Origin of the sequence: Oceanibaculum sp. (genome assembly GCF_022449305.1) — a bacterium.
In the GTDB taxonomy this organism is placed as follows: Bacteria; Pseudomonadota; Alphaproteobacteria; order Oceanibaculales; family Oceanibaculaceae; genus Oceanibaculum; species Oceanibaculum indicum.
This window is the reverse complement of record NZ_JAKUSO010000071.1, coordinates 1-15,605: the sequence shown is the minus strand read 5'-3', so window position 1 is coordinate 15,605 and position 15,605 is coordinate 1. Positions and strand designations below refer to the sequence as shown.

The following is a 15,605-nucleotide window of genomic DNA, read 5'->3' as shown; positions in this document are numbered from 1 at the left end:
GTGCCAGCCTGCCCTACGATATCGACGGCGTGGTCTATAAGGTCGATTCCATCACCCTGCAGCAGCGGCTCGGCATGGTCAGCCGCGCGCCGCGCTGGGCGATTGCCCATAAATTCCCCGCCGAACAGGCGCAGACCATCCTGCAGAAGATCGAGATCCAGGTCGGCCGCACTGGTGCGCTGACGCCGGTCGCCCATCTGGAGCCGGTGAATGTCGGCGGCGTCATCGTCAGCCGCGCCACCCTGCATAATGAGGACGAGATCGCCCGCAAGGATGTGCGCGAGGGCGACACCGTCATCCTGCAGCGCGCCGGCGACGTGATCCCGCAGATCGTCAATGTCGTGCTCGATCGGCGGCCAAAGGATTCGAAGCCTTTCGTCTTCCCAGACAAATGCCCGGCCTGTGGCAGCGATGCCGTGCGCGGCGAGGGCGAGGCGGTACGGCGCTGCGTCGGCGGGCTGACCTGCCCGGCCCAGGCGGTAGAACGGCTGCGCCATTTTGTCAGCCGCGACGCCTTCGACATCGAGGGGCTGGGCGAGAAATCCATCCAGGCCTTCTTCGCCGACGGCACGGTGAAAAGCCCCGCCGACCTGTTCACCCTGCAGGCGCGCGACAGCCAGTCGCTGACGCCGCTGCGCAACCGCGAGGGCTGGGGCAAGCTTTCCGCCGAAAAGCTGTTCGCCGCCATCGAGCAGCGCCGGACCATCCCGCTGGAGCGCTTCGTCTATGCGCTGGGCATCCGGCAGATCGGCCAGGCCACGGCGAAACTGCTGGCCCGGCATTACGGATCGCTGGATGCGCTGATAACGGCCATTGAGGCCGCCGCCGACCCGGAGAGCGAGGCCTATCGCGACCTGGTGAATATCGACCAGATCGGCCCGGCGGTGGCGAAGGATCTGATCGCCTTCTTCGCCGAGGATCACAACCGCGACACGGTCGCTGCGCTGCGGGAACAGGTGGCGGTCGAGGAGTATGTCAGCCGCGTCGCCACCGAGTCGCCGATCATGGGCAAGACCGTGGTGTTCACCGGCACGCTGACCCGGGTGACGCGCGACGAGGCCAAGGCGCGGGCCGAGGCGCTGGGCGCCAAGGTCGCGGGATCGGTATCGAAGAAGACCGACTATGTGGTGATCGGCGCGGATGCCGGCTCCAAGGCGAAAAAAGCCGAGGAGCTGGGCGTGACCATGCTGGACGAGGAAGGCTGGTTCGAGCTGATCGGCGCCTGATCTCGATGATGTGATCTTCGGTGCGCATCAGGCCGAGTTGTGCTTTAACTTTAGCAGGGTCGATGCCGGAGAAACCGGTGCGGCGGTGAAGGGGACAGAAGGGCATGCGTCAGGTCAAGACATCCATCGATATCGCCTGTTCGCCTGGCGAGGTCTGGCGCGTGCTGATGGATTTCCCCGCCTATGCGGAATGGAACCCCACCATCCAGCAGATCGACGGCGTCGCCATGCCCGGCCACCGGCTGCGGCTGATCCTGGCGCTGCCGAACGGCCGCACGCGCACTGTCCGCTTCCGGGTGGCGAAGGTGGATGTGCGGCGCGAACTGCGGCTGCGCACCAGCGCCATGCTGCCTGGCCTGCTGCGCCGCGAACATGTGTTCCGCCTCATCAGCCGCGGCGCCATGGGCTGCACCTTCTATCAGGAAGAGGAGGTCAGCGGCCTGTTCTCCATCTTCGCCGGCGAGGGCGCCTTCACCGCGCTGCGCCAGCGCTTCGAGGCGATGAACACCGCCCTGAAAGCCCGCTGCGAGGGCACCGAGCCGCCGATGCTGCTGCTGCCACATCACGATGCGCCGGCAATCGAAGGCAACGAGACGGCGGCTTGAGGGGTTAGTCCTAGCGGCGGCCCTATGCTTCGAGACGCCTGCGCCACGATATGGCGCAGGCTCCTCAGCATGAGGTCACCAGGAAGCACCGCCGGTTATCCAATACTCCCCTCGCCCTGAGGAGCCGGCGTTAAGCCGGCGTCTCGAAGGGCATGGCGGGAAGCTCGGCCCGTCACAGCGGCCGAGTGGCCTCTTCCAGCCAGGTACGGGTCTCAGCGTCCAGCAGCGGCGCAAGCGCCTCGCGCACGCGGTCGTGGTAGCCGTCCATCCAGGCGCGCTCCTCCGGCATCAGCAGCGTAGTGTCGATCAGCGCGCGGTCGATGGGGGCCAGGGTCAGCGTCTCGAAGCCCATCATCGGCCGCTCGCCGCCCGGCACCTCTGCGGCGTCGGTGACCGCCACCAGATTCTCGATGCGGATGCCATAGGCGCCGGTCTTGTAGTAGCCGGGCTCGTTGGAGACGATCATGCCCGGCTGCAGGGCAATCGTATTGCCGGCCTTGGAAATACGCTGCGGCCCCTCATGCACTGACAGGTAGCTGCCGACGCCATGGCCAGTGCCATGGTCGTAATCCAGCCCGCCCTGCCACAGCGACAGGCGCGCCAGCGCGTCGAGCTGGCTGCCGGTCGTGCCCTTCGGGAAGCGCGCCGTGGCGATGGCGATATGGCCCTTCAGCACGCGGGTGAAGCGGTCGCGCATTTCCGCCGAGGGCTGGCCGATGGCGATGGTGCGGGTGATGTCGGTGGTGCCGTCCAGATATTGCGCGCCGCTATCCACCAGATACAGCTCACCCGGCTGCATGAGACGGTTCGTCGCCTCGGTCGCGCGGTAATGCACGATAGCGCCATTCGGGCCAGAGCCGGAGATGGTGTCGAAGGACAGGTCGCGCAGCAGCCCAGTCTCTGCACGGAACGCCTCCAGCCGGTCGGAGGCGGTCAGCTCGTCCACCGTGCCCTTCGGCGCCTCGCGCGACAGCCAGGCGAGGAAGCGCGTCACCGCCGCACCGTCGCGCCGGTGCGCCTCGCGGCTGCCCTGCAGCTCCACCGGGTTCTTGCAGGCCTTGGGCAGCAGGCAGGGATCGGCGGCGCGAACGAGCTTCGCCCCCGACTGCTGCAACTGCTCGAACACCGCCACTGGCGCGGTTGCCGGATCGGCGCGGACTATCTTTCCCGCCGTCCCCAGCGCCGCCAACGCCGGCAGGAAGGCATCGGGGGCGCTCACCGAAACCTCATTGCCGAGATGGCGGCGCGTCGCCTCGCCCAGCTTGGCCGGGTCGATGAACAGGCTGACGCTGGCATCGGCGTTCACAATCGCGAAGGACAGCGGCAGCGGCGTGTGCGGCACGTCCGTGCCCCGGATGTTCAGCAGCCAGGCGATGGATTCCGGCAGGGTCAGCGCCGCCGCATCCTCGCCGGCCTTGGCCAGCTCGGAGGCGATCTGTCGGCGCTTGTCGGCGGACGCCACGCCGGCATGGGTCATATCGTGCGGCAAAGCGGGCGTGGCCGGCGGTGCCGGCTGATCGGCCCAGACCGCGTCCAGAGGATTGCCCTCGACCGCAACCAGATGGCCCTTCGCCTTCTCCGCCGCCGCCTTCAGCTTCTCGACCTCGTTCGGCGTGTGCAGCCAGGGATCGTAGCCGAGCTTTGCTCCGGCCGGCAGATTGGCCGCGATCCAGTCGGAAGGTGCCTGGTCGGCGCTGTGGATGCGGGCGAACAGCCCGCCATCGACCTGCGTTGCCACCTGCAGCGTGTAGCGGCCATCGACGAACACCGCCGCCAGCTCGCGCAGCACCACCGCATTGCCGGCGGACCCGGTAAAGCCGGTCAGCCAGGCCAGCCGCTCGGCGCGGGCCGGCACATACTCGCCCTGATGCTCGTCGGCGCGCGGCACCAGGAACCCGTCCAGCCCGCGCCGCGCCAGCTCCGCACGAAGCGCCGCGAGGCGGGTTTCATGGGGCGCGCTATGCGTGTGAAGAGGGCTGACAGCGGACATGGTGTTCCTGGCGGTTGGGTTTGCTTCCTTTGAAGCTAGGCGGTGCCGCCGCCGGAAACAAGCGTTCCTGCGGCTTTCCGGCCAAGCATCCCGGTTAACGCATGGGTAACGAATAGATATGCATCAATGTCATTGCTGCGGTGCACGAAATGCGCGTTTCGCATGGCGCGAAGAGGACTATCTATGTCTCGTGATTTTAACGGAGCGCCCGGCCAGCCCACGGTCCATACGGGATTGAGCGACTGAGGCGTCCATGATGATGAAGATGAGGATGACCGCCATGTCGAGCAACACCGCTCTGAACAATACTGCCAATGCTGCGGCGCACAATGGTACCTACACCATGCCGCAGATCGACGTTCTGTCGAACATCACCTATGCCCGCTCCCTGCAGGCCGCTGCTGTCCGCAAGGGCACGATCTTCGTGGCCCGCGCGATTGCACGCGCTGCCGTGTGGCTGGTGCAGCCGCTGCTCGACTGGCAGCGCAAGAACCGCACCTATTCGGAGCTGATGTCGCTGGACGACCGCATGCTGGAGGATATCGGCCTGCATCGCACCCAGGTGCGCAGCATCGCCTTCGACAGCGAAGTCGAGGCCGGCATCGCCGCCAACACCAACCGTTCCCCGAAGGCTGCGTAATCCCCCCCTCTACGCGCCTCACAGGGCCGGCGGCTCTCGCGATCCTTCTCCTCCCTGGGATCCGCTGAGAGCCGCCGGTTTTCTTTTGCGCGGCGTTATCCCACCACCAGCGTGTGCCAGCCATCCTGAGGGATGCGACGCTTCAGATAGAGCCGCTGGGCGCGGTGCGCGGACAGCACCCATTTCTCCTGCCGCGCGGTGAGGCCCGACAGCACGGCGATGCCGCCCGGCGCCAGATGGCGCTTCAGATCCTTCGCCATGCGGCACAGCGGCCGCGCCAGGATGTTGGCGAAGATCAGGTCGTACGGCCCCTTGCGCGTCACCAGCGGGTTGCGGTAGCCGGGGCCGGAGATCGCGCGCACCGCCGGCACGCGGTTAAGCCGCGTATTCTCCTTTGCCACGTCGCGCGCCTGCGGATCGATATCCGACAGCAGCACCCGGCAGGGCCAGCTCTTCGCCGCAGCCACCCCCAGAATCCCCGAGCCGCAGCCCATATCCAGCACCCGGAACGGCCGGTGCCGCCGCTTTGCCGTGGCGCCTGCCGCCATCAGGCAGCCGCGCGTGGTGGCATGTTCGCCCGACCCGAAGGCGATGGCCGCGTCGATCAGCAGTGGAATGCTGCCGGGAGGCGGCTGCTTCTGATGATGCGAGCCATGGATGAAATAACGGCCGATCTGGATCGGCGGGAACCGGCGGCGATTCTCCTTCAGCCAGTCGGTCCAGGGCAGCACCTCGATGCGGGTTTCCGGCTCCGCCACGCCGTTGCTCAGCGCGGTGAGCGCCACGGCGGAGATCACGGCGGCGCGGTCCGGCTGGCTCTCGCCGAACCCCTCGACCTTCCAGGTCACGCCCTCGCCCAGCTCCACCATCGCTACGGCGCTGACATAGGGCTCGATGGCCTCGGCGAAATCCAGCGCCAGCTCGGCCGGCACTTCCAGCTCGACGCGGTAGCCGCCGATGCGTTTCTGCTCGCTCATTTCTTCTCCACGAAGGCCGCCAGCACCTTCTTGGTGCCGGCCTTGTCGAAATCGATCTCCAGCTTGTCGGCTTCCACCGCGCGCACCGTGCCCATGCCGAATTTCTGGTGGAACACGCGGGTGCCGCGCTGGAACCCGTCGGCATTCGGTTTGTTGGTCGCCACGCTGTAGGGCACGCCCTCCAGCATCGGCTGCTCGCGGCGCGGAAAGCGCCGTCCCGCCTCGAAATAGCCGCCGCCATCGCGCGGCGGGCTGGAGGCATAGAGCCCGCCCCGGCTGGCGGCCCCCCATTCGCTCTGCCGCGACGTGCCGCCGAACAGCCCGCCCTCTGTCACCTGCTCGACATGGTCGGCCGGCAGCTCGGAGACGAAGCGCGAGGGCAGCGAATTCTGCCACAGCCCGTGCACCCGCCGGTTGGCGGCATAGAGGATATCCGCCCGTTTGCGCGCTCGCGTCAGCCCGACATAGGCGAGGCGGCGTTCCTCCTCCAACCCCTGCGCCCCGCTTTCGTCCAGCGCACGCTGGTGCGGGAACAGCCCTTCCTCCCAGCCGGGCAGGAACACCGTGTCGAATTCCAGCCCCTTGGCGCTGTGCAGCGTCATGATCGAGAGCTGGTCAAGCGAGCTGTCCTCGGCATTCTCCATCACCAGGCTGATATGTTCGAGGAAGCCCGCCAGGCTCTCGAACTCTTCCATGGCGCGGATCAGCTCCTTCAGGTTTTCCAGCCGACCCGGCGCTTCCGGCGACTTGTCGGCCTGCCACATGGCGGTATAGCCGCTCTCGTCCAGCACCAGCTGGGCGAGGTCGGGATGCGGCATATGGGCCAGCTCGGCGCGCCAGCGGTCGAAATCGCGGATCAGGTCGGACAGCGACTTGCGCGGCTTCGGCTTCAGCTCGTCGGTGCCGACCAGTTGCCGGCACGCAACCATCAGCGAGGTGCCCTGCGCGCGCGCCAGCTGGTGCGCGGCCTGCAGGGTGGCATCGCCCAGCCCGCGCCGGGGCGTGTTCACGATGCGCTCGAAGGCGAGGTCGTCATCCGGTTGCGCGATGATGCGCAGATAGGCGATGGCGTCGCGGATTTCGAGGCGCTCGTAGAAGCGCGGCCCGCCGACCACCCGGTAGGGTACGCCCAGCGTGACGAAGCGTTCCTCGAACTCGCGGGTCTGGAAGCCGGCGCGCACCAGCACCGCCATCTCCGACAGCGAGTTGCCAGCGCGCTGCAGCGCCTCCACCTCCTCGCCGACGGTGCGGGCCTCCTCCTCGCCGTCCCAGACGCCGCGCACGCGGACCTTCTCGCCCTCGTTCGTCTCGGTCCACAGCGTCTTGCCGAGGCGCCCCTCATTCTTCGCGATCAGCCCGCCGGCAGCGGCCAGGATATGCGGGGTGGAGCGGTAATTCTGCTCAAGCCGGATGACCGCGGCGCCGGGGAAATCCTTCTCGAACTTCAGGATGTTGCCGACCTCGGCCCCGCGCCAGCCATAGATCGACTGGTCGTCATCGCCCACGCAGCAGATGTTCTTGTTCTTCTGCGCCAGCAGCCGCAGCCACAGATACTGCGCGACATTGGTGTCCTGATACTCGTCCACCAGCATGTATTTGAAGCGGTCGTGATATTCCGCCAGCACCTCCGGGTGCTTCTGGAACAGCTCCACGCAATGCAGCATCAGATCGCCAAAATCGGCGGCGTTCAGCGTCAGCAGCCGCTCCTGATACTGACGGTAGAGCTGCACGATCCGGCCGCCGGCCAGATCCATCGCGTCCTCCGCCGGCACCCGGTCAGGACTGAGCGCGCGGTCCTTCCAGCGCTGGATGGTGCCCATCAGCACGCGGGCCGGCCAGCGCTTGTCGTCGATGCCCTCGGCCTGCAACAGCTGCTTCAGCAACCGCACCTGATCGTCGGCATCCAGGATGGTGAAGTTGCTCTTCAGCCCCACCAGCTCGGCATGGCGGCGCAGGATGCGCACGCAGATGGCGTGGAAGGTGCCGAGCCAGATCTGTTCCGCCGCCGGGCCGATGATCGCGGCAATGCGCTCGCGCATCTCGCGCGCCGCCTTGTTGGTGAAGGTGACGGCCAGGATGTTCCACGGCTTCGCCCGGCCGGTGACCAGCAGATGGGCGAGCCGGGTGATCAGCACGCGGGTCTTGCCAGTACCCGCACCGGCCAGCACGAGGACCGGCCCGTCGAGCGTCTCCACGGCCTGGCGCTGTGCCGGGTTCAGCGTGTCGAGATAGGTGGGCCGGGGCGCGGCCGGGCGGAAATCGGGGGAGGAATTCGTGGTCATGGACATGCCGCCTGATATAGCGGATCGAGCGCTGTGCGTCTGCCCCTTTAGGGCTTGGAAGAGGCTCAGAGGAGTTTTCCCTCTCCCCTTGCGGGAGAGGGTTGCGCAGCCTTATCGAGGTGCAAGCCGAGATTAGGCGAAGCTGGGTGAGGGGTAATTGCTCGGACCGAACCGCCCCCTCACCCGGTTCGCTGACGCTCACCACCCTCTCCCGCAAGGGGAGAGGGCTTTGCTCTTATTCCGTATCTTCATCCGGCGCGCCGCGGAAGCCGCTGGCGATGACGTACAGCTCCGCCGAATCGGAGCGACTGGCCGGCGGCTTGGCATGCTTCACCGCGGCGAAGCACAGCTTCATGCGGTTCAGCAGCGCGCCCTCGGTGCCGCCCTGGAACACCTTGCACAGGAAGGTGCCGCCCGGCGCCAGCACCTCCTCCGCGAAGGCCAGCGCGATCTCGCACAGCCCCATGATGCGCAGATGGTCGGTCTTGGTGTGGCCGGTGGGCGGCGGCGCCATGTCGGACAGCACCAGGTCGGCCTTGCCGCCCAGCGCCGCCTTCAGCCGTTCCGGCGCGTCATCGGCCAGGAAGTCCATATGCAGCACGGTGACGCCGCCCATCTCGTCCATCGGCAGGATGTCCAGCGCCACGATGGTCGCGTTCGGCGCGCGCTCCACCGCCACCTGGGTCCAGCCGCCCGGTGCCGCGCCCAGATCGACGATGCGCTTCGCCCCCTTGAAGAAGCCGAACTTGTCGTCCAGCTGGGCGATCTTGAAGGCCGCGCGGGAGCGGTAGCCGAGGCGCTTGGCCTCCGCCACATAGGGGTCGTTCAGCTGGCGCTGCAGCCACAGGGTGGAGGAATGCGAGCGCTTGCGCGCCGTCTTCACCCGGACCGCCGGCCCGCGACGCCCGGATGGGCCGCTGCCGCGACTCATGACAAGACTCCCGAAAACATGGTGATGGATTCCTAAAGCGTCAGGCGGCGGTAATGCGGCCCGGTGGCGTGGCGCACACGGCCGGTCTCGTGCTTCTGCAGCAGCCCGAACAGGATGCCCTCGCGCACGCCGCGGTCGCCGACCCGCAAGCGCCCGACCGGCCAGCGCCGGCAGATCGCATCCAGGATGGCGCAGCCGGCCAGCACGAGGTCGGCGCGGTCATGGCCGATGCAGGGCTGCGCCGCGCGGCCGGCATAATCCAGCGAGACCAACCGCGTGGTCATCTCCTCCACCTGGTCGAAGCCCAGGAAGGTGCCGTCCACCTTGGACCGGTCATAGCGCGCAAGGCCCATCGACATGCCGGCCAGCGTGGTGACCGTACCCGACGTGCCGAGCATCTGCACCTCGCCGGCCTTGATGCGCTGGCCGATGGAGCAGATCGCCTCGAACTTCTCCAGATGCGGGGCCACCTCGGCGATCATCGCCTCATAGACGGTGCGGCCGATATCCTGGCAGCCGAAGCGCTCGGCCAGGCTGACCACGCCGAGCGGGATGGAGATGATCTTGCGCAGCTCGTGCCCGCCGCCCTCCTCCAGCCTGAAGAAGGACACTTCGGTCGAGCCGCCGCCGATATCGAAGACCAGACCATAGGGCGTATCGCGGTCGAGCAGCGGCACGCAGCCGGCGACGGCCAGCGCGGCCTCCTCCTCGGTGTCGATGATCTCGATATCGAGGCCGGTCTCGTCCTTCACCCGCGCCATGAAGTCGGTGCAGTTGGCGGCACGGCGGCAGGCCTCGGTGGCGACCGCGCGGAAGGAGGTCACCTGCCTTCGCTCCATCTTCTGCGCACAGATGCGCAGCGCCTCGACCGTGCGGTCCATCGCGGCGGGCGACAGCAGGCCGCTGGAGCACACGCCCTCGCCCAGCCGCACCACGCGCGAGAAAGCATCGATGACCTTGAAGCCCTCGCAGCCGCGCTCGCGCCGCGCCGGGCGGGCGACCAGCAGCCGGCAATTGTTGGTGCCGAGATCGAGCGCTGCGAAAACCGGCGCACCCCTGGACGGCACCGGGGACGTATCAGCCTCTGCCCTGTCGCGGACGAGCGTGTCCGGCGCCGGCGGAAAGTCCGCCGGCATCCGGGCAGTCTCGGGGCGATAGGGCTTGTTGATGACACGCACTCCGTTATCTCAACTGGCATCCGGCTGGTCATGAACCGATGGGCCGCCACACTCCATCAGTATAATCTGTATTATATATGGTGTGCAGCACAAGGCCGTGCGCCATATAAAGTGAAACCCTGCCATGATTTTCCATCCTGCGGGATTTCAAAGGCCATCGTACACAGAGCGGCCGCCCCCCGTCCAGACGCCGTGCTGCCGCACCCTTTTCCCCTTGGGACAGACCCTGGGCCGCTTCCGGACAGCTTCTGGCGAAAATTCGCACATTCAGGGCAGAGAGGGCTTAACAGCACCGGATCGATATGATAGAGAAGCGCCCTCTTGATCGGGCGGAGGCATACCGCAGCGTCATTAGGCGCGGCTTCCCGCCCCACGGTTGGGGGATCGTCTAGCGGTAGGACTACGGACTCTGACTCCGTCAACCCTGGTTCGAATCCAGGTCCCCCAGCCATTTTCCTTCAGTCACTTGAAAATATTGAACTTTTCAGTGTGATACAGGCCTTGATGCTGCTGTAGCACTAAGGTGTATCACAATGAGGAAAATCCAGCATCTGCACCGGCGTGGCGCGGCCTATTGGTGGCGCCGCCGCATGCCCGCCGATCCGGCACGGCATTTTCCTGATTTCATTGTACAATTGAGCCTGCGTACTAAGGATCGCCGGCAGGCCGTCCCCAGGGCGCGTTGGTTGACCTACCTTACGGATACGATGCTGATGGCTGCCGGAACGACCTATCTGAAACCCACCGAGCTTCAGGCGCTGCTGCGCGATTATCTGACGGCGCGACTCGTCTGGATGGAAAACGAGCTGACCGCCGACCCTTTCATCGAAGCGGCCCATGCCAACGAACTAATCAAGGACATGAAGGATGGCGTGCGTGATGCCCATCGCGCCTACCTGGCCGCCGCCGAGAACGAGCGGACGGCCGAATGGGCAACCGAGCTTCTGGGACTGAGTGGCTACAAGCCCCCATACAGTGCCCATGTCATGAAGCAGGTCCAGAAACTGATCCACCGGGGCGAGCGCGAAGCCTTCAGGACCATGGCGGCGCGGCTGGAAGGCACAGACGGGGCAGAGCCGGAACTGTCGGATACAATCCTGCCGACCCGGGCGTTGATCGAGCAGGGTCTTGTGGATTTCGGAGCGCGGCCGAGACACCCACGCCACGCAAATCAGGAGGCCAGCCAGACCGATACACCAGCTGACTTCCAATCCGACCCCGCCAGCCTCAATGGCGCAACATCGGCAGCAAACGGGCGGAAACGCCCGGCAACCGCAAAGCGGCAGGCCGCGACTGCCAGCCGGAGCGTGATGGATATCTTCGAGGAGTACGAAACCGAGCGCTCTCGATTCGGAAACTGGAGTGAAAAGACGCGAATCCAGACCCGACAAAGCCTGTCCATGATGGCGGATTTTCTTGGCGATCTTCCGCCGTACGATTACAGCCGAGCCGTGATGGTCGGACTCAAGGCGAAGCTTCTGAAATTGCCGTCGGGCTACGGTCAGGCCAAGGCCTATAAGGGACTTCGCGGCGATGCCTTGATCCAGAAGGGTCAGCAGCTGGGCGACACTCCGATTAGCGGTAAGACGTTGAACCGGCATATCTCCGCGCTCTCAGCATTCTGGGACTGGCTCGTCGCAAATGATTATGCGCCGGAAAATCCGTTGAAAGGCCTCGGCGGCAAGAAACCGCCAGCACGGCGCGCCCGACTGAAGGCGAGGCGGGCAATCAGTGAAGGTGAAATCCGCGCCCTTCTCACCTCGCCCGTCTATGCAGGCTGCCGGTCGGCTGGCCGGCGCACGCAGCCCGGCAGCGTGATCATCAAGGACGAACTTTTCTGGCTGCCACTGTTTGAGTTGTTCAATGGTCTGCGGTTGAGTGAGATCGCCCAGGCCAGGACAGAAGACGTCATTTTCCTCGCCGACCACAATCACTGGTTCCTGCGAATCGAGGAAGGCGAAGGCCGGTCTGTCAAGACCGAAACATCGCGGCGGCCTGTGCCGATTCACCCGGAAATCCTGCGGCGCGGATTCATCGAGTTTGTGGAGGAGAAACGCAAAACCAGCACGGATGGACGACTTTTCCCGCGCGGTTGGGGAGCCAATGCAGCGTCACCATCCGCGCCGGTAGGCAAGCTGATCAGCCGGTATTTTAATGCGATCGGAATCGGCGATACGGGGGCAAAGAATCATGCGCTACGACACAGTTTTGCGACCAAGCTCAAAGCCCATGGCATCGATCCCCGCGTTCGATCGCTACTCATGGGGCACGAAGCGGTGGATGATTGGAACTGGGCGAATCGCGGCTCCGCCATGACGAAAACTTATGAGGAAGATACTGAAGAAGCCGTCTCGGGGGATTTGCGGCTGATGATCGAGGCGATCAGGATGGTGGACTTCCAGAAACTCATTGGTCAGCCGGAAAAGAGCGCGGCGGCCTGAGCGGATTATTGCCTGCAAAACTTTCGGAAACCGGGCTGAAATCTCAGAATTTGTTACCTGTGATGGCTCCGCCAATTGCGGCTATTCCGCATGTGAATTGGTAGGTCATCTGAATCGCGCCGGGTTTGCTGGAGGCTGGTTTTCGATAGTTATGCGGCCATGGGTTGGGTGTCAATTGCCGTGTGGAACTTGTCCTCGGCCTCTGCTGGCGGGATGTTCCCGATTAGCTCGAGGAGACGGCGGTTGTTGAACCAGTCGACCCATTCGAGGGTTGCGTATTCGACCGCCTCGAAGCTGCGCCAGGGGCCACGGCGGTGGATGACCTCTGCCTTGAACAGGCCGTTGATCGTCTCAGCCAGCGCGTTGTCGTAGCTGTCGCCGACGCTGCCCACCGAGGGTTCAATGCCCGCCTCCGCCAGGCGTTCGGTGTAGCGGATGGACAGATATTGGCTGCCCCTGTCGTTGTGATGGATCAGGCCCATGCCCTTGGCCGGACGGCGTTCATGGACAGCTAGTTCCAAGGCATCGAGGACGAACCCGGCATGCGCCGAGGTGCTGACACGCCAGCCAACGATCTTGCGGGCATAGGCGTCGATGACGAAGGCGACATAGGCGAATCCCTTCCAGGTGGCGACATAGGTATCTACGCCCGCCTCAACGCTCCACGCATGCAATGGGAGGGAGCGCTTGAGCAACTGGGGGGCACCGCGCTCCCTCCCATTGCATCATCCAGCCCAAAAGGGCCAAATGACGAAAGGACTCTGCTCTCAGCTGGGTGAGCTTAGGGGCTCACGTCACGAGGTGCGCATCAGCATGGACGGCCGAGGCCGCTGGATGGACAACGTGTTCATCGAGCGGCTGTGGCGATCTCTCAAATACGAGTGCGTCTATCTCCACGCCTTCGAGACCGGCTCGGAGCTGCGCGCTGGTCTTGCCCGGTGCATCGCCTATTACAACACCCAGCGACCGCACTCCGGTCTCGCCGGGCGAACCCCGGCAGAGGCCTATGGGCGGATCGGCGAATCCGATCATGGGGGGCATGCCCCCATGATCGGGTGACCAAACTGGCGGCATGATTACAATGGAGATGAGCTTAACTTCGCCGCCAACCTGTCCGAATTTCCGAGACCACATCACACCTCAACCTACCCAGGAGGATTGATTTTAGCAGAACGAGAAAGGGCTGCAATCCGCAGCCAGCGAGGGTACTATCACGGCCAGCAACGCGTGCCCGGACGCATGTAGATATTCGTCAGCGAGCGTCAGCTTCTTCGCATTGCCGTGGCGAAAAATCCGGACGCGACCGATCGAATCGCCTGTTCGCGCACATAGGTAGCAAGGGTGATTCCGGCCTCGGCTGCAGCGTCCTGCAGGATGACTCGATCTTCGAGCGGCAGGCGCACCAGGAGCCGCTCAAACCGCACGCCCTTTCCTCTTCCGGCAAAGCGTCATCGTGCGCCTGAAGATGCTGGCCTGCTGCCGTGCGGTCACCGCACTGAGTGCCGTCAAAAACGCCACCAAGGCGCTTCGCCTCTCCGTCTATCGCGCGTTCCATCATCTGCAGCTGGAGCTGAGGATCCGATCCGGCCCCGGATATAATTTCTGGCATACAAACTACTATCCTGCCCCCCCAATTTATTCATTCTGATTATTTTTTATGGCAATGATTTAAAAGGGAGAAACAAGATTGAAATTTATGTTAATCAAGATGCTCGCCAAAGGCTCACAATGGCCGGAAAAAGGAAGGGATGGGGCGGCTTAGGCTAAAAAGATCGAGGTGGGCCTGCCGCACACCGCGTAGACCGCACCGGGTACAGCTGTCCATTTGCGGATTTATACTGTTGCACCATTTATACATTCATTTTATTTTCGTTTTGGCTCATGTTGCGAAGCATGCATTCGATGAAATCCGCATATCAATGGAGCGATGAGATCGCGCGGGAAGTTTGCGCGGATGGGCAGATCAAGCAGATCAGGTCAAAATTTTCGGCGCTGTCCGACCGACCGGCGACGCGGCCCCTGGAGCTGGGCGAACTGATCGACGCATTGAGGGGAGACATACGGGAGCGGCTATAAGCCGGCAGAACGATGTGTGAAGTCGCGGCGGAGCTGGCATAACTGAGCAAAATCAAGCATCGCGGAGCGACGATTAGGATAGCGATTTCGCGCCAGATCGGCATCGCGGAGCGACGATTAGGATAGCGATTTCGCGCCAGATCGGCATCACGAAGCGGCGCGCAAAGAGTGGCACAGTTCAGCGTGCGCCAGCAGAAACGCTGCCGGCGATTCGACGAGTTAGATCGCCTTGATTCGCGGACTTTTTGTGCTCGCGCCGCAGGTCGCCCGGACCGGCCAGAATCACACTTTCGGCAACACTCTGGTCTGGTTGATCTGCGGTGTACTGGCGATCAATGTGGCGGCCTGCCCGACGTAATGGAATCGGTCGTGCTGAAAGGCTGTTGATGAGCGACAACAAAGTTGGCCGACGGCGTCAACCAAGGTGGCCGGTGGTCCCAGGCGAAGGGAGGGCGTAGCCCGACCGTAGACTGGGGCCACCGGCGCGGCTCTCTTCGGGGAGTAGGTGCTGGCCGCTGCGGGCCGGTAGGGTCGCATTCTCTGAAGCCAAACGGAGATCCGACCGTGCCGGGCAAACCCGTCACCGACCAGCAAGTGAGAGTCGACATGACTGACCGTCTTAATCACAGCCAGCGTGTCGCTGCCGCCCGCGCGGGTTTCAGCGAACGCACCGCCCGCCGGATCGAGCGCGATCCGCGCCCTCCCTCCCAACGCAAGCCGGCCCGGAGCCGCACCGTGCCTGATCCACTCGTGGCGGTATGGGAGCCGGTTCTGCTGCCGATCCTCGAGCGCGATCCCGTCGTTCAGGCCGTCACCTTGATGCGGCACCTTCAGCTGACCGATCCCGAATCCTTCCCGGATGACCGTGTGCGCCGGACGCTTGAGCGGCGTGTCTGCGGCTGGCGCGCCCTGCACGGGCCCGAGCGCGACGTGATCTTCCGACAGACGCCCGAGCCGGGGCGCATGGCCCTGTCCGACTTTACCGATGCCGGAGAGCTGGGCGTGACGATCGGGGGGCAGCCGCTCGCGCATCGGCCTTTACCATTTTGTCCTGGCCTACAGCGGCTGGGAACATGCCGCCGTGGTCCTGGGCGGGGAGAGCTTCACCGCGCTGGCGGAGAACCTCCAGAACGCGGCTACCGGATCAGCCCCAACACGGTGTGGTCGCTGCTGCGCAAGGCGGTAAGCGGTGTTCTGGCCCCACCTCCCGGCGGGCTGGCAGGCATGCGATGCTACCTGGATTGATATCTGTGCGGGAG

General features: G+C 64.7%; 10 protein-coding genes, 1 tRNA gene and 4 pseudogenes. 8 read left to right on the top strand and 7 right to left on the bottom strand.

Annotation, left to right across the window (positions count from 1 at the left end; translation table 11 throughout):
• Together ligA and MK313_RS15930 are read left to right on the top strand one after the other, a co-directional pair.
• The coding region (ligA, locus tag MK313_RS15935; RefSeq protein WP_287782857.1) for an NAD-dependent DNA ligase LigA at nucleotides 1–1,226 on the top strand (1,226 nt) is incomplete at its 5' end.
• Between the two features lie 104 nt (nucleotides 1,227–1,330).
• The gene (locus MK313_RS15930; RefSeq protein ID WP_287782855.1) at nucleotides 1,331–1,831 is read left to right on the top strand and encodes an SRPBCC domain-containing protein; all 501 of its coding nucleotides are present in this window, start codon (nucleotides 1,331–1,333) and stop codon (nucleotides 1,829–1,831) included.
• 172 nt (nucleotides 1,832–2,003) lie between these two features.
• Here the strand turns inward: MK313_RS15930 and MK313_RS15925 are convergent, their stop codons facing one another.
• On the bottom strand, nucleotides 2,004–3,821 hold the full coding sequence (locus MK313_RS15925; protein ID WP_287782853.1) for an aminopeptidase P family protein: 1,818 nt from the start codon (nucleotides 3,819–3,821) through the stop codon (nucleotides 2,004–2,006).
• 280 nt (nucleotides 3,822–4,101) lie between these two features.
• Between MK313_RS15925 and MK313_RS15920 the strand changes: the two genes are divergently transcribed.
• Entirely contained in the window at nucleotides 4,102–4,461 is a 360-nt protein-coding gene (locus MK313_RS15920) for a DUF1127 domain-containing protein (RefSeq protein WP_287782851.1), read from the top strand.
• A 95-nt stretch (nucleotides 4,462–4,556) separates the two neighbouring features.
• Here the strand turns inward: MK313_RS15920 and MK313_RS15915 are convergent, their stop codons facing one another.
• From MK313_RS15915 to MK313_RS15900, 4 genes are all read right to left on the bottom strand, one after another.
• A complete protein-coding gene (locus MK313_RS15915) occupies nucleotides 4,557–5,438 on the bottom strand; it encodes a 50S ribosomal protein L11 methyltransferase (protein WP_287782849.1) in 882 nt (293 codons plus the stop codon).
• A complete protein-coding gene (locus MK313_RS15910) occupies nucleotides 5,435–7,726 on the bottom strand; it encodes an ATP-dependent helicase (RefSeq protein WP_287782847.1) in 2,292 nt (763 codons plus the stop codon). The genes MK313_RS15915 and MK313_RS15910 overlap by 4 nt, the downstream gene beginning before the upstream one ends.
• Before the next feature lie 229 nt (nucleotides 7,727–7,955).
• A complete protein-coding gene (locus MK313_RS15905) occupies nucleotides 7,956–8,651 on the bottom strand; it encodes an RlmE family RNA methyltransferase (protein WP_287782846.1) in 696 nt (231 codons plus the stop codon).
• Nucleotides 8,652–8,683: 32 nt separating this feature from the next.
• The gene (locus MK313_RS15900; RefSeq protein ID WP_244922260.1) at nucleotides 8,684–9,829 is read right to left on the bottom strand and encodes a Ppx/GppA phosphatase family protein; all 1,146 of its coding nucleotides are present in this window, start codon (nucleotides 9,827–9,829) and stop codon (nucleotides 8,684–8,686) included.
• A gap of 377 nt (nucleotides 9,830–10,206) precedes the next feature.
• On the opposite strand from MK313_RS15900, the gene MK313_RS15895 reads away from it, so the two are divergent.
• Both MK313_RS15895 and MK313_RS15890 read left to right on the top strand, forming a co-directional pair.
• Nucleotides 10,207–10,280: transfer RNA gene (locus MK313_RS15895), tRNA-Gln, on the top strand.
• Nucleotides 10,281–10,362: 82 nt separating this feature from the next.
• Nucleotides 10,363–12,270 (top strand): site-specific integrase, encoded by a 1,908-nt coding sequence (locus MK313_RS15890; protein WP_008946273.1) that lies wholly within the window; start codon nucleotides 10,363–10,365, stop codon nucleotides 12,268–12,270.
• 149 nt (nucleotides 12,271–12,419) lie between these two features.
• Here MK313_RS15890 and MK313_RS15885 read toward each other — a convergent pair.
• Nucleotides 12,420–12,911: pseudogene (locus tag MK313_RS15885) on the bottom strand (IS3 family transposase); the annotation flags it as partial.
• A 160-nt stretch (nucleotides 12,912–13,071) separates the two neighbouring features.
• Here MK313_RS15885 and MK313_RS15880 point away from each other — a divergent pair.
• Nucleotides 13,072–13,346, top strand: a pseudogene (locus MK313_RS15880) (integrase core domain-containing protein); the annotation flags it as partial.
• A gap of 186 nt (nucleotides 13,347–13,532) precedes the next feature.
• On the opposite strand, the gene MK313_RS15875 reads toward MK313_RS15880, so the two are convergent.
• Nucleotides 13,533–13,694, bottom strand: coding sequence for a hypothetical protein (locus tag MK313_RS15875; RefSeq protein WP_156816380.1), 162 nt, complete (start codon nucleotides 13,692–13,694; stop codon nucleotides 13,533–13,535).
• 1,258 nt (nucleotides 13,695–14,952) lie between these two features.
• On the opposite strand from MK313_RS15875, the pseudogene MK313_RS18225 reads away from it, so the two are divergent.
• Nucleotides 14,953–15,115: pseudogene (locus MK313_RS18225) on the top strand (IS21 family transposase); the annotation flags it as partial.
• A 92-nt stretch (nucleotides 15,116–15,207) separates the two neighbouring features.
• A pseudogene (locus MK313_RS18220) lies at nucleotides 15,208–15,490 on the top strand (IS21 family transposase); the annotation flags it as partial.
• Between the last annotated feature and the right edge of the window lie 115 nt (nucleotides 15,491–15,605).